At 68.2% G+C, this 26,859-nt stretch carries 25 protein-coding genes and 1 tRNA gene; 13 read left to right on the forward strand and 13 right to left on the reverse strand.

Annotated elements, in window-relative coordinates:
* Positions 1–62: 62 nt before the first annotated feature.
* Together AC6CR5_RS24065 and AC6CR5_RS24070 are read right to left on the reverse strand one after the other, a co-directional pair.
* Entirely contained in the window at positions 63–1,259 is a 1,197-nt protein-coding gene (locus tag AC6CR5_RS24065) for an ABC transporter substrate-binding protein (protein WP_498085011.1), read from the reverse strand.
* Positions 1,256–3,259, reverse strand: a complete 2,004-nt coding sequence (locus tag AC6CR5_RS24070) for a SpoIIE family protein phosphatase (protein ID WP_020925199.1) — start codon at positions 3,257–3,259, stop codon at positions 1,256–1,258. Before AC6CR5_RS24070 ends, AC6CR5_RS24065 begins: the two co-directional genes overlap by 4 nt.
* A gap of 160 nt (positions 3,260–3,419) precedes the next feature.
* Between AC6CR5_RS24070 and AC6CR5_RS24075 the strand changes: the two genes are divergently transcribed.
* The gene (locus AC6CR5_RS24075; protein WP_081397373.1) at positions 3,420–5,837 is read left to right on the forward strand and encodes an MFS transporter; all 2,418 of its coding nucleotides are present in this window, start codon (positions 3,420–3,422) and stop codon (positions 5,835–5,837) included.
* Positions 5,838–5,915: 78 nt separating this feature from the next.
* On the opposite strand, the gene alr is transcribed toward AC6CR5_RS24075, so the two are convergent.
* Positions 5,916–7,061 (reverse strand): alanine racemase, encoded by a 1,146-nt coding sequence (gene alr, locus AC6CR5_RS24080; RefSeq protein ID WP_054508178.1) that lies wholly within the window; start codon positions 7,059–7,061, stop codon positions 5,916–5,918.
* Positions 7,062–7,191: 130 nt separating this feature from the next.
* Entirely contained in the window at positions 7,192–7,623 is a 432-nt protein-coding gene (locus AC6CR5_RS24085; protein WP_026382475.1) for an ATP-binding protein, read from the reverse strand.
* A gap of 195 nt (positions 7,624–7,818) precedes the next feature.
* Here AC6CR5_RS24085 and AC6CR5_RS24090 point away from each other — a divergent pair, with 195 nt between their 5' ends.
* Positions 7,819–8,154, forward strand: coding sequence for an STAS domain-containing protein (locus AC6CR5_RS24090; protein ID WP_006388680.1), 336 nt, complete (start codon positions 7,819–7,821; stop codon positions 8,152–8,154).
* A gap of 44 nt (positions 8,155–8,198) precedes the next feature.
* Here the strand turns inward: AC6CR5_RS24090 and AC6CR5_RS24095 are convergent, their stop codons facing one another.
* On the reverse strand, positions 8,199–8,435 hold the full coding sequence (locus AC6CR5_RS24095; RefSeq protein ID WP_026382474.1) for a hypothetical protein: 237 nt from the start codon (positions 8,433–8,435) through the stop codon (positions 8,199–8,201).
* Between the two features lie 234 nt (positions 8,436–8,669).
* Between AC6CR5_RS24095 and AC6CR5_RS24100 the strand changes: the two genes are divergently transcribed.
* From AC6CR5_RS24100 to AC6CR5_RS24110, 3 genes are all read left to right on the forward strand, one after another.
* Complete coding sequence (locus tag AC6CR5_RS24100; RefSeq protein WP_006388682.1) at positions 8,670–9,605, forward strand: NUDIX hydrolase; 936 nt, start codon at positions 8,670–8,672, stop codon at positions 9,603–9,605.
* Positions 9,606–9,689: 84 nt separating this feature from the next.
* The gene (nadC, locus tag AC6CR5_RS24105) at positions 9,690–10,568 is read left to right on the forward strand and encodes a carboxylating nicotinate-nucleotide diphosphorylase (RefSeq protein ID WP_006388683.1); all 879 of its coding nucleotides are present in this window, start codon (positions 9,690–9,692) and stop codon (positions 10,566–10,568) included.
* A 28-nt stretch (positions 10,569–10,596) separates the two neighbouring features.
* Complete coding sequence (locus tag AC6CR5_RS24110) at positions 10,597–11,583, forward strand: tripartite tricarboxylate transporter substrate binding protein (protein ID WP_026382472.1); 987 nt, start codon at positions 10,597–10,599, stop codon at positions 11,581–11,583.
* 75 nt (positions 11,584–11,658) lie between these two features.
* On the opposite strand, the gene AC6CR5_RS24115 is transcribed toward AC6CR5_RS24110, so the two are convergent.
* Complete coding sequence (locus AC6CR5_RS24115; protein ID WP_054508181.1) at positions 11,659–12,336, reverse strand: tellurite resistance TerB family protein; 678 nt, start codon at positions 12,334–12,336, stop codon at positions 11,659–11,661.
* A 179-nt stretch (positions 12,337–12,515) separates the two neighbouring features.
* On the opposite strand from AC6CR5_RS24115, the gene AC6CR5_RS24120 reads away from it, so the two are divergent.
* Positions 12,516–12,914 (forward strand): OsmC family protein, encoded by a 399-nt coding sequence (locus tag AC6CR5_RS24120; RefSeq protein WP_020925191.1) that lies wholly within the window; start codon positions 12,516–12,518, stop codon positions 12,912–12,914.
* Positions 12,915–12,987: 73 nt separating this feature from the next.
* Here AC6CR5_RS24120 and fabI read toward each other — a convergent pair whose 3' ends face one another.
* The 3 genes from fabI to gloB all read right to left on the reverse strand — a co-directional run bounded on the left by fabI (position 12,988) and on the right by gloB (position 16,145).
* On the reverse strand, positions 12,988–13,773 hold the full coding sequence (gene fabI / locus AC6CR5_RS24125) for an enoyl-ACP reductase FabI (protein WP_006388687.1): 786 nt from the start codon (positions 13,771–13,773) through the stop codon (positions 12,988–12,990).
* Between the two features lie 124 nt (positions 13,774–13,897).
* Positions 13,898–15,316, reverse strand: coding sequence for a transglycosylase SLT domain-containing protein (locus AC6CR5_RS24130; RefSeq protein WP_006388688.1), 1,419 nt, complete (start codon positions 15,314–15,316; stop codon positions 13,898–13,900).
* A gap of 7 nt (positions 15,317–15,323) precedes the next feature.
* Entirely contained in the window at positions 15,324–16,145 is an 822-nt protein-coding gene (gene gloB, locus AC6CR5_RS24135; protein ID WP_020925188.1) for a hydroxyacylglutathione hydrolase, read from the reverse strand.
* Positions 16,146–16,165: 20 nt separating this feature from the next.
* Here gloB and AC6CR5_RS24140 point away from each other — a divergent pair, with 20 nt between their 5' ends.
* The 7 genes from AC6CR5_RS24140 to AC6CR5_RS24170 all read left to right on the forward strand — a co-directional run bounded on the left by AC6CR5_RS24140 (position 16,166) and on the right by AC6CR5_RS24170 (position 23,321).
* A complete protein-coding gene (locus AC6CR5_RS24140; protein WP_020925187.1) occupies positions 16,166–16,945 on the forward strand; it encodes a class I SAM-dependent methyltransferase in 780 nt (259 codons plus the stop codon).
* A 49-nt stretch (positions 16,946–16,994) separates the two neighbouring features.
* Positions 16,995–17,456, forward strand: coding sequence for a ribonuclease HI (rnhA, locus tag AC6CR5_RS24145; protein ID WP_020925186.1), 462 nt, complete (start codon positions 16,995–16,997; stop codon positions 17,454–17,456).
* 240 nt (positions 17,457–17,696) lie between these two features.
* Entirely contained in the window at positions 17,697–18,785 is a 1,089-nt protein-coding gene (locus AC6CR5_RS24150; protein WP_049054735.1) for an efflux RND transporter periplasmic adaptor subunit, read from the forward strand.
* A 29-nt stretch (positions 18,786–18,814) separates the two neighbouring features.
* The gene (locus AC6CR5_RS24155; protein WP_498085012.1) at positions 18,815–21,931 is read left to right on the forward strand and encodes an efflux RND transporter permease subunit; all 3,117 of its coding nucleotides are present in this window, start codon (positions 18,815–18,817) and stop codon (positions 21,929–21,931) included.
* A gap of 4 nt (positions 21,932–21,935) precedes the next feature.
* Positions 21,936–22,658 carry a DNA polymerase III subunit epsilon gene (gene dnaQ, locus AC6CR5_RS24160; protein WP_020925183.1) on the forward strand — a complete coding sequence of 241 codons (723 nt, stop codon included), beginning with the start codon at positions 21,936–21,938 and terminating at the stop codon, positions 22,656–22,658.
* Between the two features lie 60 nt (positions 22,659–22,718).
* Positions 22,719–22,793 (forward strand) — tRNA-Val (locus AC6CR5_RS24165).
* A gap of 360 nt (positions 22,794–23,153) precedes the next feature.
* Complete coding sequence (locus tag AC6CR5_RS24170; protein WP_006388695.1) at positions 23,154–23,321, forward strand: hypothetical protein; 168 nt, start codon at positions 23,154–23,156, stop codon at positions 23,319–23,321.
* A 27-nt stretch (positions 23,322–23,348) separates the two neighbouring features.
* Here the strand turns inward: AC6CR5_RS24170 and AC6CR5_RS24175 are convergent, their stop codons facing one another.
* The 4 genes from AC6CR5_RS24175 to gltS are packed head-to-tail and all read right to left on the reverse strand — an operon-like array spanning position 23,349 to position 26,829.
* On the reverse strand, positions 23,349–23,816 hold the full coding sequence (locus AC6CR5_RS24175; protein ID WP_006388696.1) for a YaiI/YqxD family protein: 468 nt from the start codon (positions 23,814–23,816) through the stop codon (positions 23,349–23,351).
* On the reverse strand, positions 23,816–24,079 hold the full coding sequence (locus AC6CR5_RS24180; RefSeq protein WP_238912573.1) for a hypothetical protein: 264 nt from the start codon (positions 24,077–24,079) through the stop codon (positions 23,816–23,818). The genes AC6CR5_RS24175 and AC6CR5_RS24180 overlap by 1 nt, the downstream gene beginning before the upstream one ends.
* 42 nt (positions 24,080–24,121) lie before the next feature.
* Entirely contained in the window at positions 24,122–25,624 is a 1,503-nt protein-coding gene (locus tag AC6CR5_RS24185) for a TAXI family TRAP transporter solute-binding subunit (protein WP_498085013.1), read from the reverse strand.
* A complete protein-coding gene (gene gltS / locus AC6CR5_RS24190; RefSeq protein WP_006388699.1) occupies positions 25,621–26,829 on the reverse strand; it encodes a sodium/glutamate symporter in 1,209 nt (402 codons plus the stop codon). The genes AC6CR5_RS24185 and gltS overlap by 4 nt, the downstream gene beginning before the upstream one ends.
* Positions 26,830–26,859 lie beyond the last annotated feature (30 nt).

The raw sequence follows: 26,859 nt of genomic DNA on the forward strand, positions 1-26,859 counted from the left end.
CACGACACGTATGCGGATTTTATGCGATTGCGCGATTTCAGGCCGGCGCCGGATACAGGGGGTTACCGCGCCTCGTAGACTTCGTCGGCCGCCAGCAGGATGTCCACGGGCGGATCGAAGCCGATCACGCGGGCGGTCTGCAGGTTCAAGGCGATCTTGGCCGGATCGATCCAGACCTGGCTCAATTCGCGCGCCTTGGCGCCGTTGAAGATGCGCGCCATGGTCTCGGCATAGAACAGGCCGACGTACGAATAGTCGGCCTGCGCCAGGCTCAGCAACAGGCCATGCTTGACCTCTTCGGAACCCAGCATCGAGAAGCTGGGCACCCGCGCCTGCCGCAGGATCTCGGCCACCGTGTCGATCGACGTCGGGGTGACGCCGCGATGCACCGTGACGTAGGCCGCGTCGATCTGCGGCGCCAGCCTGGCATAGCATTCCAGCGCATTGCGGGTGGCCACTTCGGGCGCGATGCCATTGGAGGGCGCGTTGCAGCTCAGCACCTTGAAACCCTGTTCGCGCGCCACCTGCTCGACCGCCTCGACCGCGCTGTAAGTGCGGCCTTCGGGGCTGTCCTCGTATACCAGGCCGAGCCGCTTGAACGGCACGATCTCATGGAACAGGCGCACTTGCCGCTGATAGCGCTCAGGCTGGACCCGCGCGTGCAGATTGTCCAGGCCGCTGTCCTGCACCGAGCGGGTGATGCGGGCGCCGACCGCATCGCTGGTCGAGGCCACGATCGTAGGCACCGGCGCGCCCAGGCCCGCCATGTCCTGGCCAGCCCAGGTGCCCATGGCGATGATCAGGTCGATGTCCTTCCTGCCCTCCAGGCGCTGCTTGATCGATTCGCGCACGGCCGGCCGCTGCGCGGCGTCGAAGTTGCCCGGCTGCCACCAGGCGTCGCGCACGAATTCCAGCGTGTCGCTGCGGACGTTGTCGGCCAGGTATTCCCACATCTGCCTGCCATTGAGGCCGTCGGGGATGGCGGGAACGGTGATCCAGCCCAGCTTCTGCAGGCCATCGACGGTGACGCGCAGCGTGCGCGGATATTCGCTGTAGTCGCCGCTCTCGAAATAGCCGATGCGCCATTTCCTGCCGTCGGGGCGCGTCACCGGCTTGGTGGGAAACACCTGTGGTGTGGCGGCGGGCGGCGTGGCCGCGGCAGGACCGGCGGTGGGGGCCGCCGCCGCGGCCTGGGCCAGGCTCGCGGCGGGCGCCAGCAGGGCCAGGCTCAGCAATAGGGGGGACAGCGATGTCTTCATGGGCGGCGGATCACGATCAATGTGATGTCATCGGATTGTTCCGCGCCGTCGGCGAAGGCCTGCACGTCTTCCAGCAGACGCTTGGCCAGGCTGGCCGCCGGCACGGGGGGATTGGACAGCACGGCCAGCAGGCGCGGGTCGCCGTACTGCGCATTCTGCGGATTGACGGCCTCGGTGATGCCGTCGGTGTAGCCCACGAACATCTCGCCGGGCCCCAGCACGGTCGACAGGCAGCGGTACTCCAGGTTCTCCTGGACGCCGCAGGCGGGGCCGCTGCGGCCTTCCAGCAACCGCACCACGCCGTCGGCGCCCACCACCGCCGGCGGCAGGTGGCCGGCGTTGGCCCATTTGAGTTCGCCGGTGGTCATGTCCAGCACACCGACCAGCAGCGTGACGAACATCATGTTGGGATTGTTTTCGGACAGGCGATTGTTGATCTTCTGCATCATCAACGCCGGATCTGTCTCGTCCTCGGCGGTGGCGCGGATCAAGGTGCGCGTCACCGCCATGAAGAGTGCCGCCGGCACCCCTTTGTCCGAAACGTCGCCGATGGCCAGGCACAGCCGGCCGTCGGGCAGGGTGAAGTAGTCGTACAGGTCGCCGCCGACTTCCTTGGCCGGCAGCATCACGGCATTCAGGTCGATCTGCTCCCGCGTAAGCGGCGACAGCGGCACCGGTAACAGGCCGAGCTGGATGGCGCGCGCGATATTGAGCTCGCTTTCGAAGCGTTCGCGGGCCGTGGTCTCGCGCATCAGCCGGGAGATGTTCTCGCGCAGCTTGCGGTCCATGAACAGGAACGATGCCGCCAGCCGGCCGACCTCATCCTTGTGCCTGTCCGGCAGCGCGGCGATGTAGGCGGGCACGCTGGATGCCGCGGTCAGGTCCTGCTCGGGCAGCAGGCGGGCATAGTGGGTCAGCGTCTCCAGCGGGCGCACGATGCGCGCCGCCACCAGCCAGGCGCATACCAGCGCCACCAGCATCATGCCGACGAAGATCAGCGCCTGCCGATTCAGCAGCTCGCGCGCCGGCGCCGTCAGGTCGCTTTCGGGAACCACCGCCACCACGGTCCAGCCCAGCGGCGCGAAGCGGGCGCTGTCGATTTGCCAAGGCCCGTCGCCGCCCTCGAAGCGCAGGCTTTGCAGCTTGCCGCCGCGGTCCTGGCGCGCCAGCAGCGCGCGCAGCGTTTCGCCCTGGCCATCCTTGGCGTCGAGCAGGCCGGCGCGCGCCTCGGGAGGCGCCACGACCATGCGGCCGTCATCGGCCGCGATGAAGATGAAGCCCGATTGCGCCAGCGTCAGTTTCGACAGCGTGTCGCGCACCGAGTTTTCCAATTGCGCGCGGCGCGTCTCGATCTGCTCGATCACATCCTGGGCGCTGTCGGAGATGGCGAAGACCCAGTTCCAGGGACGGAAGTAGCCGAAATAGGCGTAGCGCGTTTCGCCATCGCCACGCTGGGCCGACGGCGGCCAGCGGTAGATGGCAAAGCCATAGCCCGAGCTGCGGCTTTCCTCGAGCAGGGCCTGGGCCAGCGGCCGGTTCTTGAAGTCGGACAGCGACGACAGGTCGCGGTCGATCATGTCCGGGTTGCCGCTGGCCAGCACCTGGAAGTCGGCGTCATAGACGAAGGCGTAGCGGCGATCGTCGAGTTTCAGGCGATTGATCCAGGCGCGCGCCATGCCCTTGGCCGCGCCGGGCGTCATGATGCCGCGTTCGGCCATGTCGGCATAGGCGTTCAGGGCCGCGGCCACCACCGTGCCGCTCTGCATCAGCTGCCGCCGGCCGCTGCGCACCGTGGAAATCTTGTCCGCCAGCAGGGCGCCCCAGCGCGCCTCGGCATCCCGCAGCACCAGTTCCATCACGTTGCTGACGGCGTGGCGCTCGCTGTTGACCACCGTGCGCGTGACATTGCGCTGGGTGGTCAGCATCACGAATGCCGCGACCGCCAGGAGCAGCGCTACGACCAGTAGAAAAATCTTGCTACGGAGCGAGCGCAACGACATGGGGGCGATAGGCGGCGGATGAGGTGAAGGCGTGAAATAAGATGCAATTTGCATTAATTGTAAATACCATTGGTGCCCGTGTGTAAATACTTTGCGGCGGCGGGGCCCCATGCGTAGCGAACCAATACAAATAGTGCTCGATGGGTTGCGTCGTCGCCCCGTGCTTGAAGTCACGTTGGCCTGTCTGGCCGTGCTGCTGCTGGCGCAGGCATTGATCGGCGCGCTCAGCCTGTCCGCGCTGAACCGGCTGGTGGTGGATACCACCGCCGACCGCGTCGAGGTGGTGGCGCGCCGCGTCGCCGGCAATATCGAAAACGGCCTGCGCCTTGGCAAGCCGCTTGAACAGTACTTCGGTCTGCGCGACACGTTGCGCGATGGGGCCGCGGGCTCGCGCGGCGTGCAGGGCGCCGCGGTGCTGCTGGCCGATGGCCAGGCACTGGCCACGCAGGGCGAGCTGCCCGAAGGCGCGGCGCGGTTGGCGCGCACGCTGGATGCGGGCGGCCCGCTCGCGGCGGGCCTGGCGCGCCGTGGCTCCGGCGCCCTGGTCGGCGTTGCCGACGACGGGGTGACGGTGGCCGTGCCGCTGAGCGCCGCGGGCGGCAAGGTGGTGGGCGCCGTGGTGCTGTCCGCTGCCAAGGACGGCGAGGCCAGTCGCCGGCTCATCATCGACAACCTGCAGGTGCTGTTGCTGGTTACGGTGCTGGTCGGATTGGGATTGGCGGCGGTCTTCAAATACGTTGTGCCGCTGACCTCGCTCGCCGCCGGCGGCCGGGCCCGTTTCGTGGTGCCGTTGCTGGCGCTGGTGCTGGCACAGGGCGTGTACGCGGCCTACACCATTTCCACTTTCCGCAGCGGCTGGCTCGACGTGACGCGCAATAACGTCGGCCTGTTGGCCGAGGGCCTGCAGCGCGACCTGAACCGGGTGCTCGGCTATGGGCTGGAAGTGGACCGGCTGCGTGGCGTCGAGGCGCCGTTCAGCCGCCTGGCCGGCACTTTCCCGGCGGTGGCGCAGATCGAACTGGCCGACCGCAACGGCCGCGTCCTCTACGGCGCCGATGCGCGCGGGGCGCTGGACGTGTCGCAGTTGCCCGTGAGCCGGCCGCAGGCCGACGACCTGACGCTGGTGCTGCCCCTCGGCGCGGCACTGGCCGATCCCAAGGCGCATGGCGACCTGGTGCTGCGCCTGTCCGGCGATGTCATCGCCGCGGGCGTGCGCAGTCGTGCGCTGGATGCCGTGACGGTGGTGGCGGTGGCGCTGGTGGCCGCGATCGAGATGCTGTTGCTGCTGGCGCTGCTGATGAACCGCGCCTTCGCCGCGCGCGCCACCCTGGCCGACGGCAGCCGCGTCGGTCCCGACGATGAATCCGAAGTGGGACGCATCGCGCGGCCGGTGATGTTCGGCTTCCTGTTCGCGTGGGCGTTGCCGCTGGGCTTCCTGCCGTTGTATGCGCGCAGCCTGCCGGCCGGCGGCCTGGACCTGCCGGCCAATCTGTTGCTGGCCCTGCCGATCTCGGTGGAAATGGGCTGTGGCCTGCTGACCTCGCTGCTGGCCGGCCGGCTGACCGACCGCAGGGGCTGGCAGGTGCCGGTGCTGGCGGGCCTGGGCGTGTCCGCCGCGGGCATGCTGGCCTGCGCCGCCGCCGCCAATCTGCTGATGTTCAGCGCCGCGCGCGGCCTGGTGGGCCTGGGCTACGGCCTGACGTGGATGGGGCTGCAGGGCTTCATCGTGACACGCAGCCCGCCGCAGTATCGTGGCCGCAACATGACCGGCGTGATCGCCGGCCTGTTCGCCGGGCACTTGTCTGGCGCCGCGGTGGGCGCGATGCTGATGGAGCAGGTGGGCTTTCGCGCCGTCTTCGCGGTGGGCGCGGTGATGCTGGCGATGCCGCTGGCGGGCGTGTTGGTGCTGATGCGCCCCTACATGGACCGCGGGCGCAAGCTGGCCGCGCAGGCGGCGGGACGCGTCCACGCGCATTTCACCGATACCTTGCGCCTGCTTTGCACGCGCGACTTCGGCCTGTTGCTGCTGGGCAGCGTGATTCCGTTCTCGATCGCCCAGGTCGGCCTGCTGTCCTTCGCCTTGCCGCTCTATCTCGAAGCCGAAGGCGTGGCCGCGTCCAGCATCGGCCGGGTGCTGATGATCTATGGCCTGTGCGTCATCTACGTCGGGCCGCTGATGGGGCGGGTGGTGGATCGCAGCAGCATCAAGAAAAGCTGGATCGTGCTGGGCGGCCTGGTGGGCAGCGCCGGCATGCTGGGGTTGTACTTCAACAGCGGCCTGCTGGCCGCCGCCGCCGCGGTGCTGCTGCTGGCGCTGGCGAGCTGCTTCGCCGGCGCGTCGCAATCGCCCTACATGCTGGCCCTGCCGGATGTGCAGCGCTACGGCGCCGCGGGCGCCACCAGCGTCATGCGGGCTGCCGACAAGCTGGGCCAGATGGCCGGTCCGCTGGTGGTCGGCGCGATGTTCGGCGCCGCGGGCATGGGCGCGGGCCTGGCCGCGACCGGCGTGATCTACCTGGGCGCGACGCTGGTGTTCCTGTTGTTCGCGCCGGCCAGGCCGCGCGAAGAAACGGCCTGACGCCAGCGACGGTACCGCCGTGGCGCGCCGCGCCGCGGCTTGCGTCGGGGAGGCGCCGCGTGTCCTGGGCGCCGTCATTCAGCGCGTGGCGCCGGCCAGCGCCACCGGCACGCGCGCGCTCAAGCCAGTCAGCAATTGCGCGGCGATGGTGCCCGCGGCCATCGCCACTTCTTCGACCGGCGGGCCGTCCGCGCCCCACAGCGTCACGGGGGAACCGATGGCGGCTTGCGGGATGGGATCCAGGTCCACCGCCATCATGTCCATGGACACGCGTCCAAGTAGGCGGGTGCGCACGCCGGCCACCATCACCGGTGTGCCGGTGGGCGCATGGCGCGGATAGCCGTCGGCATAGCCGCAGGTAACGATGCCGACGTCCATGGTCGCCGGCGCCACGAAGGCGCCGCTGTAGCCGACGCCGGCGCCGGCCCGCACGCGCTGGATGCCGACCACCTGCGAGTGCAGCGACATTGCGGGCCGCAATGCCAACTGTGCCGCGCTGCGGTCGGCGAAGGGACTGGCGCCATACAGTGCCAGGCCGGGGCGCACCCATTGCGTGCCGGCGGCCAGGCCGGCATGTCGCAGCACGGCGGCGGAATTGCTGGTGGACACCGGGCCCGGCAATCCGCGGACCACCTCGCGGAAGTGCGCGTCGGCCTGGTCGACGCCGTCGGCTTCATCGGCGCGGGCGTAGTGGTTCAAGTGGCCGATTTCGCCGACCAGGCCGCGCGCGGCCAGCTGCCGGGCCTGTTCGAAGGCGGCGCGATAGTCGTCCGCGCAGAAGCCGGTGTGATGGATGTCTCCGGCGAAACGCAGCCAGATCGCCGGCCGCTCGCGCGCCGGCGATTGCGCCAGCCATTGCAGCTGCGCGGCGTGGGTGATGACCAGGTGCAGGTCCGACGTGTCCAGCAACAAGGTGTCGGCGGGAGAGTACAGGCCGCCATAGACCAGCACCGGTCCGTTCCATCCGAGTTGCCGGCAGGCGCGGGCTTCGTCCAGGTGCAGCACGGCCAGGCCGTCGGCGTCGCGCAGGGCCGGCAGCACGCGCGCCAGGCCGTGGCCGTAGGCATCGGCTTTCACCGTGGCCCACAGCCGTGGCGCGTCGCTGTCCGGCAACGCGGCGCGCAAGCGCGCGAGGTTGTGGGCCACGGCGCTCGCGTCGACGCGGGCATGCAGGGGGCGGGCAAGCAATCCTTCTGGACGATAGGGAGCGTTCACGGGCGGCATCTGAGCGGGGGCCACGCGCAACCGGCGCGCAGTCTATGCATGAGTGACAGATCACCGGGTTTCGTTCGGTACTTTCTGTCTATGCATTGCAAGTTGTCGATAGCGCGTCTTGATGGGACGCGCCGGTGAGTCACGCGGCGCGCATCACGAGGGTCAGGCGATTGCGGCCGCCGTCGCGCGTGTAGCGCAGGTCGTGCAGATAGTGCTGCATCAGCCGCACGCCATGGCCGCCGATCTCGGCGTCGTCGAGCGTAGCGGCCAATGGGGGAGGCGCTGTCTTGGTGGGATCGTACGGTCGGCCATTGTCGATTATCTCCAGCGATATCCATTCGTCATCCTGGCGGCAGGCCAGGTTGACGCGGGCAGGATCGGGCGCGAGCAGGGGATCGTCGAAGGCATACGAAACGATGTTCGTCAGCGCTTCGTCCAGGCTCAAGGACAGACCGAAGCTCAGCTTGGGTGACCAGCCGTCGCGCTCGGCGATGGCCTCCAGCCATTCGATGGCGGAAGCGACGGCGCGGGCGTCGGGGACGAGGTCAAGCGTATCGGGCTGAGAGGGCATGGTCGCCTTGCGTTCAGTGGTACACGTGCAGGTGGAAGTATGCCCGAATGCGCGCCGACGGCGTACCGGCAGGCTATGGCGCGCGCGTTTTGAAGTTTGCGTTTGGCTGCGCGGGCGCCTCGCGTATCATCTCGGCATCGCGCCGCCGCCCGCAAGCGCCGGGATCGGGGCGCCGGTCAATTTCCGGGAACCACTATGAATCTCGCAATCGAGAAAGTCGGGGAAGTGCTGGTTGTCTCGCCCGAAGGGCAGATCAACAGCGGCAACGCCGCGGGCATCGAAGCGGACCTGTTGTCGCACGTGGAAAAGGGCGAGCACCGCTTCGTGCTCGACATGTCGAACCTGAACTACATCTCCAGCGCCGGGCTGCGCGTGGTGCTGGTGCTGGCCAAGCGCCTGAAGCAGAGCGCTGGCGCGCTGGCGCTGTGCGCGATGCAGCCGCACGTGCGCGAGGTGTTCGACATCAGCGGGTTCCTGGCCATCCTGACGGTGGTCGACACGCGCCAGGAAGCGGTGGCCAAGGTCGGCTGACGGCCCGCGCGCGGCGCCCCGGCCGGGGGGGGGGGCGCGCAGCCTCAGGGCTTGCGGTTTTCGTACGAGGTATCGAGCAGATCGTCCTCCGGCGTGATGATGCCGGGATCTCCGGGTGGCTCGATGGCGCGGCCCTGCCGTGGCATGCCGGCGACCGTGGGACTCTGGTCGGGCATCGGCAGCACGCCGGTGCCCTTGCGTGGGTCGACGGTGGCAGCCTTGTCCTTGGCCGGTTCCGGTTTGGTCGCGGCGGCGGAAGAATCGATGACGGTTTTCAGCATGATGACGTCTCCGGTTGTGGGCGTCCCAGGATGGCGACGCGCCGGGGATTTCCCTTCATCTTAGGGCTGCCATCGGCCCGCGGCGCCATTTGCGTTGTCACGTTTGCAAGGGGCTGTTGCAACGTCCTGGCCCTTATAATGCCGAGCGCGTTGCGACGTTGCCAGACCACGAATGTCCTGGCCTCGCGACCTCCCTCCACAGCGCCCGGTTTCCTTCATTTCCAGCCATCCACCTTGACCGAATCCGTCGAACGCTCCGTCCATGCCGAACTCGTCGCCGTCCTGGTCGCCGTCACCAACGGCGAGCCGCGCGTCCTGACCACCGATGACGCGCGCGCCTTGCCGGCGGGGCCTTTCGAACTCTCGCACCGTTCGCTGCAAGCGGGCTTGCGGGCGTGGGTGGAGGCGCAGACGCATCATCCCCTGGGCTACGTCGAGCAGCTCTATACCTTCGCCGACGGCGATCGTTCCGACGAGTCGGGTGCGCGGGTCATGTCCGTCAGTTATCTCGGCCTGACTCGCGAGGCGGGCGAGACCGGCGTGGCGCAGGTCGGTTGGCAGGACTGGTACCGCTATTTCCCGTGGGAAGACCGGCGCGCGGGCACGCCCTCGGTGCTGGACGAACTGATCGTGCCACGCCTGCGGGCGTGGTGTGAAGGCGCTTCCGACACCGCCATGCGCAACCGCCGCGGCCAGCGCGTTGCCATCACCTTCGGGCTCGATGGCGCTGCCTGGAACGAAGACATGGTGCTGCAGCGCTACGAGCTGCTGTTCGAGGCCGGCCTGGTGCCCGAGGCGGGGCGACGCCACGCGGCGGGGCAGGCCGCCGCGCTGCCGGGCGAGCCGATGCGCCATGACCACCGCCGCATCCTGGCCACCGGGATCGCGCGGCTGCGCGCCAAGATCAAGTACCGGCCGGTGGTGTTCGAACTCATGCCGGCGCAGTTCACGCTGCTGCAGTTGCAGCAGGCCGTCGAGGCCCTGGCCGGGCGCGGCCTGCACAAGCAGAACTTCCGGCGCCTGATCGAGCAGCAGGCGCTGGTGGAAGAGACCGGCGAAATGGCAACCGGCACGGCCGGTCGTCCGGCCAAACTGTTCCGCTTCCGCCGCGATGTGCTGCTCGAGCGCGCCATCGCCGGCAGCAAGTTGCCCGTGTCGCGCGGACTCTGACGCTTGACAAGCTTATATACTCATCTTTAGCATAAGTGCATGCGCAATTGGAGCGCGCCTTTTTTTAACCAACAAATACTCAAAATGAGCATTAATGCTGAAGCCCCGTTTGCCCGATTGACCATTCCCTCCCTGCCGGATGTCATGCTGGAGCCGCTGGTGCGCGCGGCCCTGCTCGAAGACCTGGGACGGGCCGGAGACCTGACCACCGACGCCATCGTGCCGGCCGATGCCGTGGCGCAGACGCGCCTGGTGGCGCGCCAGGATGGCGTACTGGCCGGTCTTGACCTGGCGCGCCTGGCGTTTCGCGCATTGGACCCCGCCATGGAGTTTCGCGTGGCGCAACGCGATGGCGCCGAGCTGGCGCCCGGCACCGAAATCGCGACCATCCGCGGCAACGCCCGCGCCATGCTCAGCGCCGAGCGGGTGGCGCTGAACTTCCTGTGCCACCTGAGCGGCGTGGCCACCGCAACGGCTTCGATCGCCCGCGCCATCGCCGGCCACGGCGCCCGCGTCACCTGCACCCGCAAGACCATGCCGGGCCTGCGCGCGGTGCAGAAGTACGCGGTGCGGGTGGGCGGCGGCAGCAACCACCGCTACGGCCTGGACGACGCCGTGCTGATCAAGGACAACCACATCGCGTTGGCCGGCAGCGTCGAGACCGCGGTGCAGCGGGCCCGCGCCAGCGTCGGCCACATGGTCAAGATCGAGCTGGAAGTGGACACGCTGGCGCAGCTGGAAACCGCGCTGGCGCTGGGCGTGGACGTGGTGCTGCTGGACAACATGAGCCTGGACGAATTGCGCCAGGCGGTTGCCATGGCGCGCGGCCGCGCCATTACCGAAGCCTCCGGCCGCATCACGCCCGACACCGCCGCCGCGGTGGCCGCCACCGGTGTCGACCAGATCGCCGTCGGTTGGGTGACGCACAGCGCCAAGGTGCTCGATATCGGACTGGACGCCTGAGTCCGGCCTTTTGCCAGGGATACGCATCATGAAACGCGCCCTTCGATTTTGCTTGCTGCCGCTGGCCCTGGCGCTGGGTGCCTGCGGCAATCCGCCATCCGGCGATCCCGTCGCGGACGCGACCTATCCGACCCGCCCCATCACCATCGTGGTGACCTTCCCGCCTGGCGGTGGCACCGACCTGTTGGCGCGGCGGCTGGGCGCCGACCTGCAGGAACAGTTCGGCCAGCCGGTGGTGGTCGAGAACAGGCCGGGCGCCAGCGGCAACATCGGCGCCCGCGTGGTCGCCGAATCGCCGCCCGACGGCTACACCTTGTTGATGGTCAACAGTTCGTTCGCGATCAATCCCGGTGTGTACCGCAGCCTGGGATTTGCGCCCAGGCGCGACTTCACGGCGGTGATGAATGTGGCGTTCGTGCCATCCGTGTTCGTGGTGCCGGCGGCCTCGCCGCTGCGCACCCTGGATGACGCGCTCAACGCGGCCCGACCCGAGCGTCCGCTGCCGTTTGCCTCCTGCGGCAACGGCACGCCGCAGCACCTGGCGGGTGAAATGCTGGCGCGGGCCACGGGCGCGCCCTTGCAGCAGGTGCCCTACAAGGGCTGCGGTCCGGCCCTGACCGATGTGATGTCCGGCCAGGTCGGCATGGGCGTGGTCACGGCGTCCAGCGCCGCGCCCTTGATCGCGGCGGGCCGCCTGCGCGCGCTGGCGGTGACGTCGCCGCAGCGTTCTCCCTTGCTGCCGGCCGTGCCGACCGTGGCCGAGCAAGGCATCAGCGGCTACGCGCTGGACCAATGGCACGGCCTGCTGGCCCCGGCCGCCACGCCGCCGGCGGTCGTGGCGAGGCTGAACGCCACGCTGGCGCGCATCATGCTGCGGCCCGACGTGCAGGCGGCATTGCGCGAGCAGGGCTTCACGCCGACGACGAGCTCGCCAGGCGCGTTCCAGGACATGATCAACGCCGATATCGACCGCTACACGGCGCTGACTGCCGCAATCGGCCTGCATGCCGATTGACAGGACATGAAAACGGCGGGGCCGGCGGTTGTGCCGCTGGCCCCGCCGCTGCGGGCTGGCGCGACGCGCCCGCCGTCAGGCCGCCGCGCGCGCGTGCTGTTCCAGCTGTTCCTTCAGCCCCGGTTGCAGCTTGAGCTGGCGCGCCAGTTCGTCCAGGTAGGCGCGCTCCATGTAGCTTTCCTCGTCGACCACCAGCAGGCTGGCCAGGTACATTTCGGCGGCCATTTCCGGTGTCTTGGCCGACTGCGCGATCACGGCGGGATCGAGCGGGCGCGACAACTCGGTTTCGAGCCAGCGATGGTCCTGCGCATCGCTGGACAGCTTGGCCAACTCGGTTTCCAGCAGGGCGCGTTCTTCAGGCCCGATATGACCGTCGGCCTTGGCCGCCCCGATCATCGCGGTCAGCACCGCCGTGCTGTGCTGTTCGGCCTCGGGCGCGGGCAGGCGGTCCAGCGTCTGCGGCGGGGCGGCGGGCGCGCCGGCCTGCTTGCGCTGCCAGTCGCCATAGGCGCGGTAGGCCAGGGCGCCAAGCGCGGCCATGCCGCCGTACATGGCGACCTTGCCGCCGATCTTGCGGGCCTTCTTGCTGCCCAGCAGCAGGCCCAGCGCCCCGGCGCCCAGGGCGCCGCCGCCCAACCCGGTCAGGAAGGACGATCCTTTGCCGCCCGTGGCTCCCTGCACCTTGGAACCGGCGTCGGCCAGCAGGCCCTGGCCGGATTGCAGTAATTGGTCTAGAAGTTGTCTGGCGCTCATGCGGTCTTCCTGTTGAATGCAAACGATCTTGCGGACAGCAATATCCGACCAGCGCCGAGGCTGGAAGTTCAGCTTACAGTCAGAAATGAGTGTTGCGGAAGCCCGATAGCCGGCCGCGGATGCTACAAACGGGGCAGGAGCGGCCCGTCGTGCCGCCCGCAACGCGAGGAACCCCGCCCATGACCATCCACGTGCGCCAGAACGCGCCCAAGACCCTGCAGTTCACCGCCACGGCCGAAGGCCACGACCTGCCGCTGGACATGCCGCAGCCGCAAGGCGCGGGCCCCGATCCCCACGATTACTTCGATACGGCGCTGGGCGGCTGCAAGGCCATGACGCTGATGGTCTACGCGCAGCGCAAGGGGCTGCCGCTGGAGTCGGTGGGCGTTGACGTGGTGCGCGATGCCAGCGAGGAACGCAAGGGCGTCTATCGCCTGACCGCCAAGCTCACCTTGCATGGCGAACTGTCGGACGCGCAGATCGACGAATTGCTGGCGGTGGCCGAGAAATGCCCGATCCACAAACTGATGACCGCGGTGGACGTGCAGGTGTCCACGCTGGTGGTGCGGCCGGCCTGAGGCGCCGGCAGCCCGGGCGGAAGACCCGCCCGGGGCGCAACGGCCGGGCGGCGCGCCCGGCCCGCCAACGGAATTACTCTTCCATGCCCGGGACGATGGTCGAGAAACCGGCGTCCACGTGGGTGATTTCGCCGGTGACGCCGGCGGCCAGGTCCGACAGCATGAACGCGGCGACGTTGCCGACGTCATCGATGGTGACGTTGCGGCGCAGCGGCGCCTGGGCCTCGACGAACTTCAGGATGGCCGAGAAGTCCTTGATGCCGCTGGCGGCCAGCGTCTTGATCGGGCCGGCCGAAATGCCGTTGGCGCGGATGCCGCGCGGACCCAGCGCCGTGGCCAGGTAGCGCACGCTGGCTTCGAGCGAGGCCTTGGCCAGGCCCATGGTGTTGTAGTTGGGCACCACGCGTTCGGCGCCCAGGTAGGTCAGCGTCAGCACCGAGCCGTTGCGGCCTTCCATCAGCGGCAGCGCGGCCTTGGCCATCGCGGCGAAGCTGTAGGCGGAAATGTCATGGGCGATGCGGAAGCCTTCGCGCGACAGGCCATCCAGGAAATTGCCGGCGATGGCTTCGCGCGGCGCGAAACCGATCGAGTGCACCAGGCCGTCCAGGCCGTCCCAGCGCTTGGCCAGCTCGGTGAAGGTGGCTTCGATCTGGCTGTCTTCGGCGACGTCGCAGGGCAGCACGATGTCGCTGCCGAACTCGGCGGCGAATTCGGCCACGCGGTCCTTGAAGCGGTCGCCGACGTAGGTGAAGGCCAGTTCGGCGCCCTGCTGATGGCAGGCGCGCGCGATGCCGTAGGCGATGGAGCGGTTGGAAAGCACCCCGGTGACCAGGATGCGTTTGCCGGCGAGAAAGCCCATGTGTGTGATTCCTTTGATTTTTTCCTGCTGGAGACCGCCTATTTTAAGGAGTTTGGCGGTTTCGCGGACAAAACAGAGCGGCGCCCTTGCGGGCGCCGCTGCATGAAGCGTATCGATCGCGGGGTCAGCCGCGAGCGTTGGTGCCCGGCACGCGCAGCTGGGTGCCGATCTTGAGCGCGCTGCCCTTGAGGTTGTTCAGGGCGCGCAGCGCGTCCACCGAGGTGCCGTATTGTTTGGCCAGCGAGAACAGCGTGTCGCCCTGGCGCACCTTGTGGGTGCGCACGTTGGGACGGGCATTGGCCCCGCGGGCGGCTGGCGCGGCGGCCTTGCCGCGCGGCGCCGGCGTCTTGCCGGTGCTGACGGGAGCCGAATCCAGCGCGCCCACCGGCGCGGCCAGCGAGGCCAGCTGCACGCCGCCGGTGCCCGGGTCGCCCGGCACCAGCAGCGACTGGCCCGACGCTACCTTCTGGCGCGAGCCTATGTCGTTGGTTTCGCGCAGCTTGGCTTCGGTCACGCCAAAACGCTTGGCGATCGAGGCGTAGGATTCGCCGCGGCGCGAGTGGTAGACCTTCCAGGCGCTCAGGTCGCCCTTGTAGTTGGTCAGGTTGGCGTTGAAGATCTCGACGCGGTCGGCCGGCAGCAGCAGGGTGGGGGCGTGGTCGCCGCGGATCACCGGGCGGTTGAACGACGGGTTCAGCGCCTTGAATTCGTCCAGCGGCATCTCGGCCAGCTTGGCGGCGATTTCCAGGTCGATGTCGCTGTTCTTCTGCACCGTCACGAAGTAGGGCGTGTTGCCGACCGGCGGCAGCGCCACCGCATAGCGCTGCGGGTCGGCGATGATGTTCTTGATGGCCTGCAGCTTGGGCACGTAGTTGCGGGTCTCGTCCGGCATGTTCAGGGACAGGTAGTCCGTGGGCTGGCCGGCGGCCTCGTTCTTGGCCATGGCGCGCTGCACCGAGCCTTCGCCCCAGTTGTACGAGGCCAGCGCCAGGTACCAGTCGCCCTGCATCTCGAACAGCTTTTCAAGGTAGTCCAGCGCCGCGTTGGTCGAGGCGATGGGGTCGCGGCGCTCGTCGCGCCACCAGTCCTGCTTCAGGTTGAAATGCTGGCCGGTGGCCGGCACGAACTGCCACAGGCCCGAGGCCTGGGCGCGCGACAGCGCGGTGGGGTTGTAGGCGCTTTCGACGAAAGGCAGCAGCGCCAGCTCGGTCGGCAGGCCGCGCCGGTTGATCTCGTCGACGATGAAATACAGGTACTTGCCGGCGCGCTCGGCCATGCGCTGCACCGCCTCGGGGTGGGACGCGTAGTAGTCGGTCCACTGCTGCGAGAGGTCGGTGTTCAGGTTGGGGATGGCGAAGCCGCGGCGGATGCGGTCCCAGGCGTCGACCGGCGGATTGGTCAGGTCGACCGTGCGGGACGTGTCGCGGGCGATGTAGCGCCCTTGGGAATTGGTGGTGAGGTTCTTGCTGTCGTGGGATTTGGTTCCTGCGCAACCGGCGAGGACTGCCAGCAGAAGTGGCAGAAGGAGTCGGGAGAAATTCATCGGGCGGTCACTTGAAATCGTTCTTCCATTCACGAAGGGAGGCAAAAACCTCTACCGGCGTCGGGTGGTCGTGGCCGGCCCAGTTGTCTGCGGCGCGGACGACGTCAGCTTGCTGCGTACGCAAAAACGGATTGGTCGCGCGTTCCTGGCCGATGGTCGACGGAAGCGTGGGGAGACCTTCTGCGCGTAATTGCCGGGCCCGCTGATACCACTGTTGCAGGGTGCGGTTGGCGGGTTCGACCGCCATGGCCCAGCGCAAGTTCGCTAGAGTGTACTCGTGTGCGCAAAAAACCTGTGTATCTGGCGGTAAAACAGAAAATTTTTCCAAAGAATCAGACATTTGCGCGGGAGTGCCCTCGAAAAGCCGGCCACAGCCCCCGGCAAACAGGGTGTCGCCACAGAACAGCACAGGCTGTTTTCCCGCCGCCCGCCCGGTGTAGGCGATGTGGCCGGCGGTATGTCCCGGCACGTCCAGCACGGCCAGGTCCAGGTCCAGTTCGGGCAGCACCACGCGGTCGCCTTCGACCAGCGGCACGTCGCAGCGCGGCAATTTTTCGCGCGCCGGGCCGTACACCGTGATGTCGCCGATGCGGGACAATTCGAGAACACCGCCCACATGGTCGCCATGATGGTGCGTGAGTAGAATGGCGCGCAGTCGCAGGCCTTCGCGGGCCAGCCATTGCAGCACCGGGCCGGCTTCGCCCGGGTCGACCACGGCGGCCTGGCCGTCGCGGACGATGGCCCAGATATAGTTGTCGGTGAAGGCGGGCAGGGGCAAGACCGCGGCATTGCGTTCGCGGCCGCCTGCGGGGGCGGTCAAGGCTTGCATGGGATTCGAAGGAATAGGACGTGGCAGAAGAGACTCCGCCGATTGTAGAACTGGCCGAATGGTTCCAGACTCCGCCAGGGCAATACGCCCTGGCCTGGGAGCGCGCGCAGTTCGACGCGGCGGTGGCGGACGTCTTTGGATATTACGCCTGGCAGGTCGGCCTGGCCGACCTGAACCTGCTGCGCGCCAACCGCATGCCCTTCAAGGGGTATGTCGGCACCGAAACCCCGACCGCCGAAAGCATCGCCGGTTGGCAGTCGCGGGTGGTGCTGGCGCAGCCCGAGGCGCTGCCGTTCGAATCGCAGAGCGTGGACCTGCTGATCCTGCCGCACGCCTTCGAATGCACCAGCGAGCCGCACAACGTGCTGCGCGAGGTCGAGCGCGTGCTGGTGCCGGAAGGGCGCGTGGTGATCTCCGGCTTCAACCCCTGGAGCATGTGGGGCGCGCGCACCCGCATGCCGGGCATGGAGCCCTGGCTGCCGCAACCACCGTCGTCGCAGGTGTCGCTGCCGCGCCTGAAAGACTGGTTCAAGCTGCTGTCGCTGGAGGTCGAGCAAAGCCACTTTGGCTGCTACGCGCCGGCTTGCCGCAGCGAAAAATGGCTGCAGCGCTGGGGCTTTCTGGAATCGGCCGGCGCGCGATGGTGGAGCGTGGGCGGCGCGGTCTACCTGGTGTCGGCGGTCAAGCGCGTGGCCGGCATGCGTATCATCGGCCCGGCCTGGAAGACCAAGCCCAAGCGGGCCCGCGCCGCGTCGGTGGTGGTCAACCGCCAGGCCGACGACGGCTTCGACCGCTCCTGAGCGGCCCGCCGCATTCACATCGAGAGTACAAGGACATACAAGCAGCACCATGCAGGACAACAACGCGAACGACCAGAAAGTGGAAATGTGGACCGACGGCGCCTGCAAGGGCAATCCCGGTCCGGGCGGCTGGGGGGTGCTGATGCGCGCCGGCGTGCACGAAAAGACCATGCACGGCGGCGAGGCCCAGACCACCAACAACCGCATGGAACTGCTGGCCGTGATCGAGGGGCTGCGCGCGCTCAAGCGTCCCTGCGCGGTCACCATCCACACCGACTCCCAGTACGTCATGAAAGGCATGACCGAATGGCTGGCCAACTGGAAGCGGCGCGGCTGGATGACGGCCGACAAGAAGCCGGTCAAGAATGCCGAGCTGTGGCAGTCCCTGGATGAGCAGGTGCGCCGTCACACCGTGTCGTGGCGCTGGGTGCGTGGCCATGCCGGCGATCCCGGCAACGAGCGCGCCGACCAATTGGCCAACCAGGGCGTCGAGTCGGTCCGACGCGGCTGAACGACCCGCCGGGGCGCCGCGGCGTCCGCCAACGGCTCTGTGTTTTCACCGATGCGGGCGCGCTGCGGCGGCCTGCCGCATCGGGAAATACCCTGGGTCGGCCGGTTTAGTGCTTTCAGTGCGCTTCAGGATTGTTCCAGGTTGTAAATCCGGTGCTAAAGTGCCAACCCTTGATCCTGTTCCTGCGGCGCCGTCCCAGCGGGGGATGCCTGGCACGCGCCGCGATACCGCCACATTCGCATGAAAAAAGCAGCATTGCTGGCCGCTATCGCGGCGGGAGTGGCCGCGGGGGCCGCTCTGGGCGTATTCGTGCCGCGCTGGCTCGCGCCGGTCGCCACGCAGGCGGCCAGCGCCGCCGCGCCCGCCAAACCCGTCTCCAAGGCGGCTCCAGTGCGGGTCGAAGTCTCCGCCGTCACGGAAATTCCGTTCGCCCGCGGCCTGTCGGCGGTGGGCAGCCTGCGCTCGGATGAGGCCGTGATGCTGCGGCCCGAAGTGGCCGGCCGGATCCAGTCGATCGAATTCAAGGAAGGCCAGCCGGTCAAGCGCGGCCAGGCGCTGATCCGCCTGGATGATTCCGTGCCGCGCGCCGAACTGGCGCAGGCCCGTGCCAACCTGGCGCTGGCGCAGAGCCACTATCGCCGCGCCGTGGCGCTGCAGGCCAAGGGCTTCGTCAGCCAGCAGGCGCGCGACGAGTCGGCCAGCACGCTCAAGGTGCAGGAGGCCGCGGTGGCGCTGGCGCAGGCGCGCCTGGACAAGATGACCATCAGCGCGCCGTTCGCCGGTTTCGCCGGCCTGCGCAGCGTGTCGGTGGGCGACTACGTCAACCAGGGCCAGGACCTGGCGCCGCTGGAAGCGATCGACCCGCTCAAGGTGGATTTCCGCGTGCCCGAGATGTATCTCAGCAAGGTCGGCGTGGGGCAGCAGCTGACGCTGCGCCTGGATGCCTTGCCGGGCCAGGAACGCCCCGGCCTGGTGTACGCGGTCAGCCCGCTGGTCGATGCGGGCGGGCGCTCCATCCTGCTGCGCGCCACCGTGGCCAACGCCGATTCGCTGCTGCGTCCGGGCATGTTCGCGCGCGTGCAACTGCTGTTCAACCAGGACAAGGCGCTGGTCGCGCCCGAGGCGGCGCTGTCGCCGTCCGGCGAGACCCAGTACGTATACCGCGTCAAGGACGGCGTGGCCGAGCGCCGCGAAGTCACCATCGGCGAGCGCCGTGAAGGCAAGGTCGAGATCCTGACGGGCGTGGCGGCGGGCGACCAACTGGTGGTCTCCGGACTGCAGCGCGTCACCGACGGCGGCCCGGTGCAGGTCGTCAACAACGGCGCCTGACGCCACTATCCCAGCGAGCGGCGGCCTTCATGCGCATTTCGGAAACCTGTATCCAGCGGCCGGTGTTCGCATCGGTGCTGTCACTGGTCATCGTGCTGATCGGCCTGATCTCGTATTCGCGCCTGACGGTGCGGGAATATCCCAAGATCGACGAGCCCATCGTGTCGGTGGACACGACCTACAAGGGCGCCTCGCCCGAGGTGATCGAGTCGCAGGTGACCAAGCCGCTGGAAGACCAGCTGGCCGGCATCGAGGGCGTGGACGTGATGACCTCCCGCAGCCGCTCCGAGCGCAGCCTGATCAACATCAAGTTCAACCTGTCGCGCAATCCGGACGCGGCGGCGGCCGAAGTGCGCGACAAGGTCTCGCGCGCGCGCCGTTTCCTGCCCGACGAGATCGACGAGCCCATCATCGGCAAGGTCGAGGCGGATTCGCAGCCCATCATCTACATCGCGGTCGAGTCCGGCTCGTATTCGGCCATCCAGACTTCCGACTACATCAACCGCTACATCAAGACCCGCCTGTCGGTGCTGCCCGGCGCGGCCGAGGTGCGCGTGTTCGGCGAACGGCTGCCGTCCATGCGCATCTACGTCGACCGCGACAAGCTCGCGGCCTATGGCCTCACGGTGCAGGACGTCGAGTCGGCGCTGCGCAGCCAGAACGTGGAGATTCCGGCCGGCCGCATCGAGTCGCGGGCGCGCGAGTTCTCTGTGGTGTCGTCCACCGACCTGCAGACCCCGGCGCAGTTCGAGAACGTCATCGTCGCCAACGTGAAGGGTTATCCGGTGCGGCTGCGGGACGTGTCCAAGGTGGAGATCGGGGCCGCCAACGACCGCATCCTGTCGCGCTTCAACGGCAAGCCGGCCATCAACATCGGCGTCACGCGTCAGTCCACCGCCAACCCGCTGGAGCTGTCCAAGGCGGCGCGCGAGGAAGTGGCGCGGCTGAACGAGAACCTGCCCGCGGGCATGAAGCTGACCATCGCCTACGACTCGTCGGTGTTCATCGAGCGCTCCATCGACTCCGTGTTCCACACCATCGGCGAAGCCATCGTCCTGGTGGTGTTGGTGATCTTCTTCTTCCTGCGCAACCTGCGCGCCAGCATCATTCCCATCGTCACCATCCCGGTGTCGCTGGTGGGCGCCTGCGCGCTGATGTACCTGTTCGGCTTCTCGATCAACACGCTGACGCTGCTGGCCATGGTGCTGGCCATCGGCCTGGTGGTGGACGATGCCATCGTGGTGCTGGAGAACATCTTCCGCCACATCGAGGACGGCATGCCGCGCAAGGAAGCGGCGCTGCGCGGCTCGCGCGAGATCGGCTTCGCCGTGGTGGCCATGACCATGACCCTGGTGACGGTGTACGCGCCGCTGGCCTTCGCCACCGGCCGCACCGGGCGGCTGTTCATCGAGTTCGCGCTGGCGCTGGCCGGCGCGGTGCTGGTGTCCGGCTTCGTGGCGCTGACGCTGACGCCCATGATGTGCTCGGTACTGCTGCGCCACCAGAGCAGCCACAGCCGCTGGTACAACCTGATCGAAGGCTGGCTCGACGCCATGAGCAATGGCTACCGGCGGACACTGGCGCTGGCGTTGCGCCATCGCTGGCTGGTGGTGGCGATCGGCATCGCGGTGGCGGCGGCCAGCGGCGTGCTGTTCAAGGTGGTCAAGAGCGAGCTGGCGCCGGTCGAGGACCGCGGCGTCGTGTTCGGCATCGTCAGTTCGCCGGAAGGCGCGACGCTGAACTACACGCTCGACAGCATGCTCGGCATCGAGCAGTTCTACGCCGCCATTCCCGAGGCCAGCGGCAGCCAGGTCACCGTCGGTTTTCCCACGGTCACCGACGGCACCGCGATCCTGCGCCTCAAGCCCTGGGAGGAGCGCGGCCGCCGCCAGCAGGCCATCACGCAGGAACTGCAACCGCTGTTCTCGTCGCTGCCGGGGGTGCGGGCGTTCCCGACCAATCCGCCGTCGCTGGGCCAGTCGGCGCGTTCCAAGCCGGTGGAATTCATCATCATGAGCCAGGCCTCCTACGAGGAACTGGCGCGCCTGACCGAGGTGTTCCTGACGGAACTGCGCAAGTATCCCGGCCTGCTCAACCTGGACACCGACCTGCGCCTGAACACGCCCGAGTTGCGGGTGCGGGTGGACCGCGACAAGATGGCCGACGTCGGGACCAACGTCGACACCGTGGGCCGCACCCTCGAATCGATGCTGGGCGGGCGCCAGGTGACCCGCTACAAGGACCAGGGCGAGCAGTACGACGTGATCGTGCAGGTCACGCCGCGCGACCGCGCCACCCCTACCGATATTTCCGGCATCCACGTGCGGGCGCGTGACGGCAGCATGGTGCAACTGGACAACCTGGTAGCCGTGCACGAAGGCGTGTCGCCGCAGTCGCTGGACCACTTCAACCGCCTGCGCGCGGTCAAGATCGACGCCGCCGTGGCGCCGGGCTATGCGTTGGGCGAGGTGCTGACCCACATGCACCAGGTGGCGCGTGACGTGCTGCCCAATACGGTGGTGACGGACCTGGACGGCCAGTCGCGCGAGTTCCGCGATTCGTCAGGCAGCATCTACCTGGTGTTCGCCATGGCGCTGGCCTTCATCTACCTGGTGCTGGCGGCCCAGTTCGAAAGCTGGCGCAACCCCTTCATCATCATGCTGTCGGTGCCGCTGTCGATGACCGGCGCGCTGCTGGCGCTGTGGCTGACGGGCGGCACGCTGTCGATCTACAGCCAGATCGGCCTTATCACGCTGGTGGGCCTGATCACCAAGCACGGCATCCTGATCGTCGAATTCACCAACCAGCTGCGCGACGAGGGCAAGGCCCTGTTCGAGGCCGTCACCGAGGCCAGTGTGCTGCGCCTGCGGCCGATCCTGATGACCACCGGCGCCATGGTGCTGGGCACCGTGCCGCTGGCGCTGTCGTCGGGCGCGGGCGCCGAATCGCGCCAGCAGATCGGCTGGGTCCTGGTGGGCGGGCTGATGCTGGGTACACTATTGACCTTGTTCGTCGTGCCGGTGGCCTACACCCTGATCGCCACCGCACGCAGGAAACCCGGCCCGGCCGGCAGCGCAGCGCATCCCCCGGCCGGCCCGGCGGATGGCAAGACGCCGTCGGCGCCAGCGGCCCAAGCGTCGGAATAGCTTTATGCGCCAGATCATCTTTGACACTGAAACCACCGGGCTGGATCCCGCCCAGGGACACCGCATCGTCGAAATCGGCTGCGTCGAACTGGTCAACCGGATGGCCACCGGCAACAACCTGCACATCTACCTGAACCCGGACCGCGACAGCGACCCCGAGGCGCTGGCGGTGCACGGCCTGACCACCGAGTTTCTGTCCGACAAGCCGCGCTTTGCGGAAGTGGCCGACGAGTTCGTCAAGTTCATCCAGGGCGCCGAACTGATCGCGCACAACGCGGCGTTCGACGTGAAGTTCTTCAACGCCGAGCTGGCCAAGACCGGCCGCGGCCCGATCACCGAATACTGCGCGACGGTCACCGATTCGCTGTTGCACGCGCGTTCGCTGTTCCCGGGCAAGCGCAACTCGCTGGATGCGCTGTGCGACCGCTTCGGCATCTCCAACGCGCACCGCACGCTGCACGGCGCGTTGCTCGACTCGCAACTGCTGGCGGAAGTCTGGCTGGCCATGACCCGCGGCCAGGATGCGCTGCTGATCGATGTCGACGACAACGACTCGGGCGCGGGCGGCGGCGTGGTGCTGGCCAGGTTCGACGCCTCCGGCCTGCCGGTGGTGAAGGCCAGCGAAGCCGAACTGGCCGAGCACGAAACCTACCTGGCGGCGCTGGACAAGTCGGTTGGCGGCGAATGCGTGTGGCGCAAGCTGGACGCGCCGGTGGCGGCCGCTTGAAGTTTTTTCGAGGCGACTTGCACACTTTCAAAAAAGCGTGCTAATATTTCGCCTCTTTCGGGGTGGTTAGCTCAGTGGTAGAGCACTGCCTTCACACGGCAGGGGTCACTGGTTCGAACCCAGTACTACCCACCAAAGACCCTCGAAGAGCGCCGTCAGGCTGAAAAGCCGGCAGTCGCGACTCGAGACCGGTGCAAGCGCTTTGCGCAAGCAAAGACGCAAACCCGAGCGACAATGAAGCCAACCTTAGCCGGTTGGCTTTTTTGTTTTGCGCGCGGCCTTGATATGCCGCAAGCGCGACCGCCGGATTTGGGCGCCATCGTGCCCCGGGTTGTCTATGATGAAATCTGAAGTCGCAATTTTGGCCCAAAGCTCGACCCAAAGCTCGACCCAAAGCGCGTGGCCGGGCCGCGGCAACCGGATGTGGATGCAAAAGCAAGAGCAAAGGCAAACGCAGACTGAGACGCGAAACGCGTCGTTTACCGGGAGACCTTCATGCACCCCAGCACCAACACCATGTTGATCATCATCGTCACGGGCGTGGCGCTCATGCTGCTCGGGTTTGGGCTGCGGGATCGCAACATCGGCATGGGGCTGATGGGCATCGGCCTTATCACGGCCATCGGCACCATCATCTACAAGGCGTACATCACGTTCTATTGACGCGGCCGGGCGCATTGCCCGCGTCGTTCAGGCCTTGGGCGCGGCCAGCCGCGCCGCGCGCGCCAGCAGGGTGTCGAGCTGGTTGGCGAAGGCCTTGCGGTCGGATTGGCTGAACGAAGACGGTCCACCCGTGTCCACGCCGCTCGCGCGCAATTCCTCCATCATGTCCCGCAGCGCCAGCCGTTCACGGATGGTCTCGGGCGAATAGCGTTCGCCGCGCGGGTTCAGCGCCATGGCGCCTTTTTCCAGCACCTGCGCCGCCAGCGGGATGTCGCCGGTGATCACCAGGTCGCCGGCCACCGCGCGTTCGGCGATGTGAGCGTCGGCCACGTCGAAGCCGCGCGGCACCTGCACCGCCCGGATCAGTGGCGAAGGCGGCGTATGCAGCGCCTGATTCGCCACCAGGGTCACCGGCACCTGCCAGCGCTGCGCGGCGCGGAACAGGATGTCCTTGATGACCCCGGGGCAGGCGTCGGCGTCGACCCAGATATGCATCAGCCCAGGGCCTTCTGCAAGGCTTCGGCGATGATGTCGTTGGTGCTCAGGCCGCGTTCGGCGGCGGCCGCGCGCAGCTGGTCCGCCTGCGCCTGCGACAGCTTCAGCGGAAACGGCACCAGGCCGGCGGCCTGGTCGAGCTTGCGCTGCTCGCGGCGGTCGGGCACTTGCGAGGCGGTGCCGAAGCGGTCGGGCGTGCCGGCTTGCTTGAGTTGGCCGGCCAGTTTCAGCGCCTGGTTCTTCTGCAGATCGAATTTGTTCATGAATATTCCTGATTGGGAGCGCCATCATAAGCGCAAGCGCGGTCAGCGGGGGTTTGCGTTCTCCAGCGCGGCCAGGCCTTCCTCGGCGCCGTCGTGCAACGGCACGGTCAGGCCACGCCGGGCGTTGGCGATATTGACCTGGGCGCCCTGGGCCGAGCCGGCGGCCAGCAGGTCCTGGCCGGTCTGGTAGACCGCCCGCACCACCTGCAGGGCCTCGTCGCGCGTCAGGTCGGACGTGGTCAGCAGCAGCGCCGCGGTGCCGATGGTGGCGACCGGTTCCGATTGGTTGGGATAGGTGCCCGCCGCGATTTCCAGGGGCATCAGCGCGTTGTCCTGGGCGGCCAGCGTCTTGACCGCGGCCGGATCGAGCGGCAGCAGTTTCAGGTGGGCCTGCGTCAGGGCGTCGCGCAGGGGCGTGGCGGGAATGCCGATCACCTGCGCCGCGGCGTCGATCAGGCCGGCATTGAGCGCCGGCAGCGAAGCCGTGAAGGGCGTGGGAACCGCCTCGTAGTCGCGTCCAGGCTGCAGCCCATGCGCCGCCAGCACCGCTTCCAGCGTGGCCCGCACCGCCGAACCCTGCGCGCCGAGCGCGATCTTCTTGCCCTTGAGGTCGCGCACGCCGCGCAGCTTGGCGTCGTCGCGCACGACGATATGCACCATTTCGGGATAGAGGCTGCCCAGCGCCCGCAGGCCGGCGAACGGCCCTTGCGACGCGAACGGACCGCGGCCCTCGTACGCCAGCTTGGCGGTATCGCCCTGGGCCAGCCCGACCACGGCGTCGCCGCTGCGCAGCAGGGCGATGTTCTCGGCGCCGCCGCCGGTGATCAGCGGCGTGACGCGGATCTGGCGCGCCTGGCCCACCGCGCCCAGCGCGCGCGCGAAGGTGACGTACTCGCCGCGGTCCGGCCCGCCGGCCAGCGGATAGCCCTGCTGCATGCGCGCCAGCCGGCCATTGATGCGGGCGACCGAGCGTTCCAGTTCCTGTTGCACCACGTGCTGCGCGGTGCTGGAGGCGCTGTAGGCAACCGAATGGGTGATCTGGTCGAGCGTGTCCAGCAGCCGCTGCGTCACGGGCGGCGGCGCGCCGGTGTCCAATGAGGGCGCCTCGGCGGCCTTGAAGCCGGAGGGGGTCACCAGCGTCCAGCCTTCGCCTTCCTTGCGGTAGATGGCGCTGGCATGCGCCACGATCTGGTCGCCGGCCTGGTTGCCGCTGGATTTCACGCCGCTGATGCTGCGCGGGCCCGCGCCCAGCAGCGTTACCAGGGCGGCGGCGCCGGGTTGGTCCCAGGCGCCGAGCGCGATGTCGCGGGTCACTTCCAGCCGCAGGTCGTAATAGACCACGCGGCGGGTTTCGCCTGCCGGAGCGCTGCTGTCGGTGGCGGAGCCCATTCTCTTGAGCTGGTCGATGCGGAACAGGCCCGCGCCGTAGGTGGCGGCCAGGCCGCGTTCGACGTCGGCGAGCAGCGCGTCGGTATCGGGCGCGCGGCCGCAGGCGGCCACGAGCAGGCACAGGGCCATAAGGAGGATGCGCTTGAGCATGGTCACATTCCTCCCACGAACGGCAGCGAGATCAACGAGGTCAGCACGATCACGTTGAGGATGTCCACCAGGAATGCGCCGGTCACCGGCACCACGATGAAGGCTTGCGGCGCGGGGCCATGGCGCCGCGTCAGCGCCTGCATGTTGGCGATGGCGGTGGCGGTGGCGCCCAGCGAGAAACCGCAGAAGGCGGCCGACATGATGGCGGCCTCGTAGTCGCTCTTGAGCAGGCGGAACACCACCCAGGCCGAATACAGCGCGCAGAACAGCGTTTGCACCGCGAGGATCAGCGCCAGGGGCCCGGCCAGGCGCGCCACGCTGGTCAGGTCCAGCGTCATCATGGTCATGGCCAGGAACAGCGACAGGGTGATGGTGCCGATGATCTCGGTGGCGCGGTCGTCCAGTTTCAGGCCCAGGCGTTCGCCGCCATTGCGGATCAGCACGCCGGTCGCCAGGCACCAGAGGAAGTTGGGCAGGCTTACCGGCGCGCCTTCCACCAGCGTGGCCAGGTAGCCGCCCGCCACCAGGCAGACGAAGGCGGCGGTCATCGAGGTGATGAACGAGGCGGCCGTCGACGGCGCCTGCGCTTCGCTCAGGTCCGGCGCCTCGTGGCCCGCCGCCGATTGGCGATCCAGGCTGCCGGCCAGCTTGTGGCGGCGCATCAGCCATTCCGCCACGGGGCCGCCGACCACGCCGCCCAGCACCAATCCTATCGTCGCCGCGGTCATGGCCAGCGCCATCACGTCCTGGATATTGTTGACGTCCGCAAAGCGGGTGGCGTAGGCCGCGCCCGTGCCGTGGCCGCCGACCAGCGTGATGGTGCCGCCCAGCAGCCCCATCAGCGGATGCATGTCCAGCAGCCAGGCCATGCCCAGCCCGACCGCGTTCTGCAGCACCAGGAACGGGATCAGCGCCAGCAGGAAGGCGATCAGCCGCGGGCCGCCCTTGGCCAGCAGTTTCAGGTTCGCCGTCAGGCCGATGCAACCGAAGAACAGCAGCAGCAGGGTCGGCTTGATGCTGGTTTCCAGGGAAACGGCATGGCCGCCCCAGGTCGACAGCGCATAGGCGCCGATCGCGAACAGCAGGCCGCCGACGATCGGGTCCGGAATGCTGTAGCGCGCCAGCACGCCGATGCGGGTGGTCAGGACGCGGCCGATGGCCAGCACCAGGCAGCAGGCCAGCAGGGATTGGACGGGCGAGAGTGAAATCATGGAAACCTTCGCGCCCGCGGGCGCAGCGAA

Source organism: Achromobacter sp. EG18, from assembly GCF_059759395.1.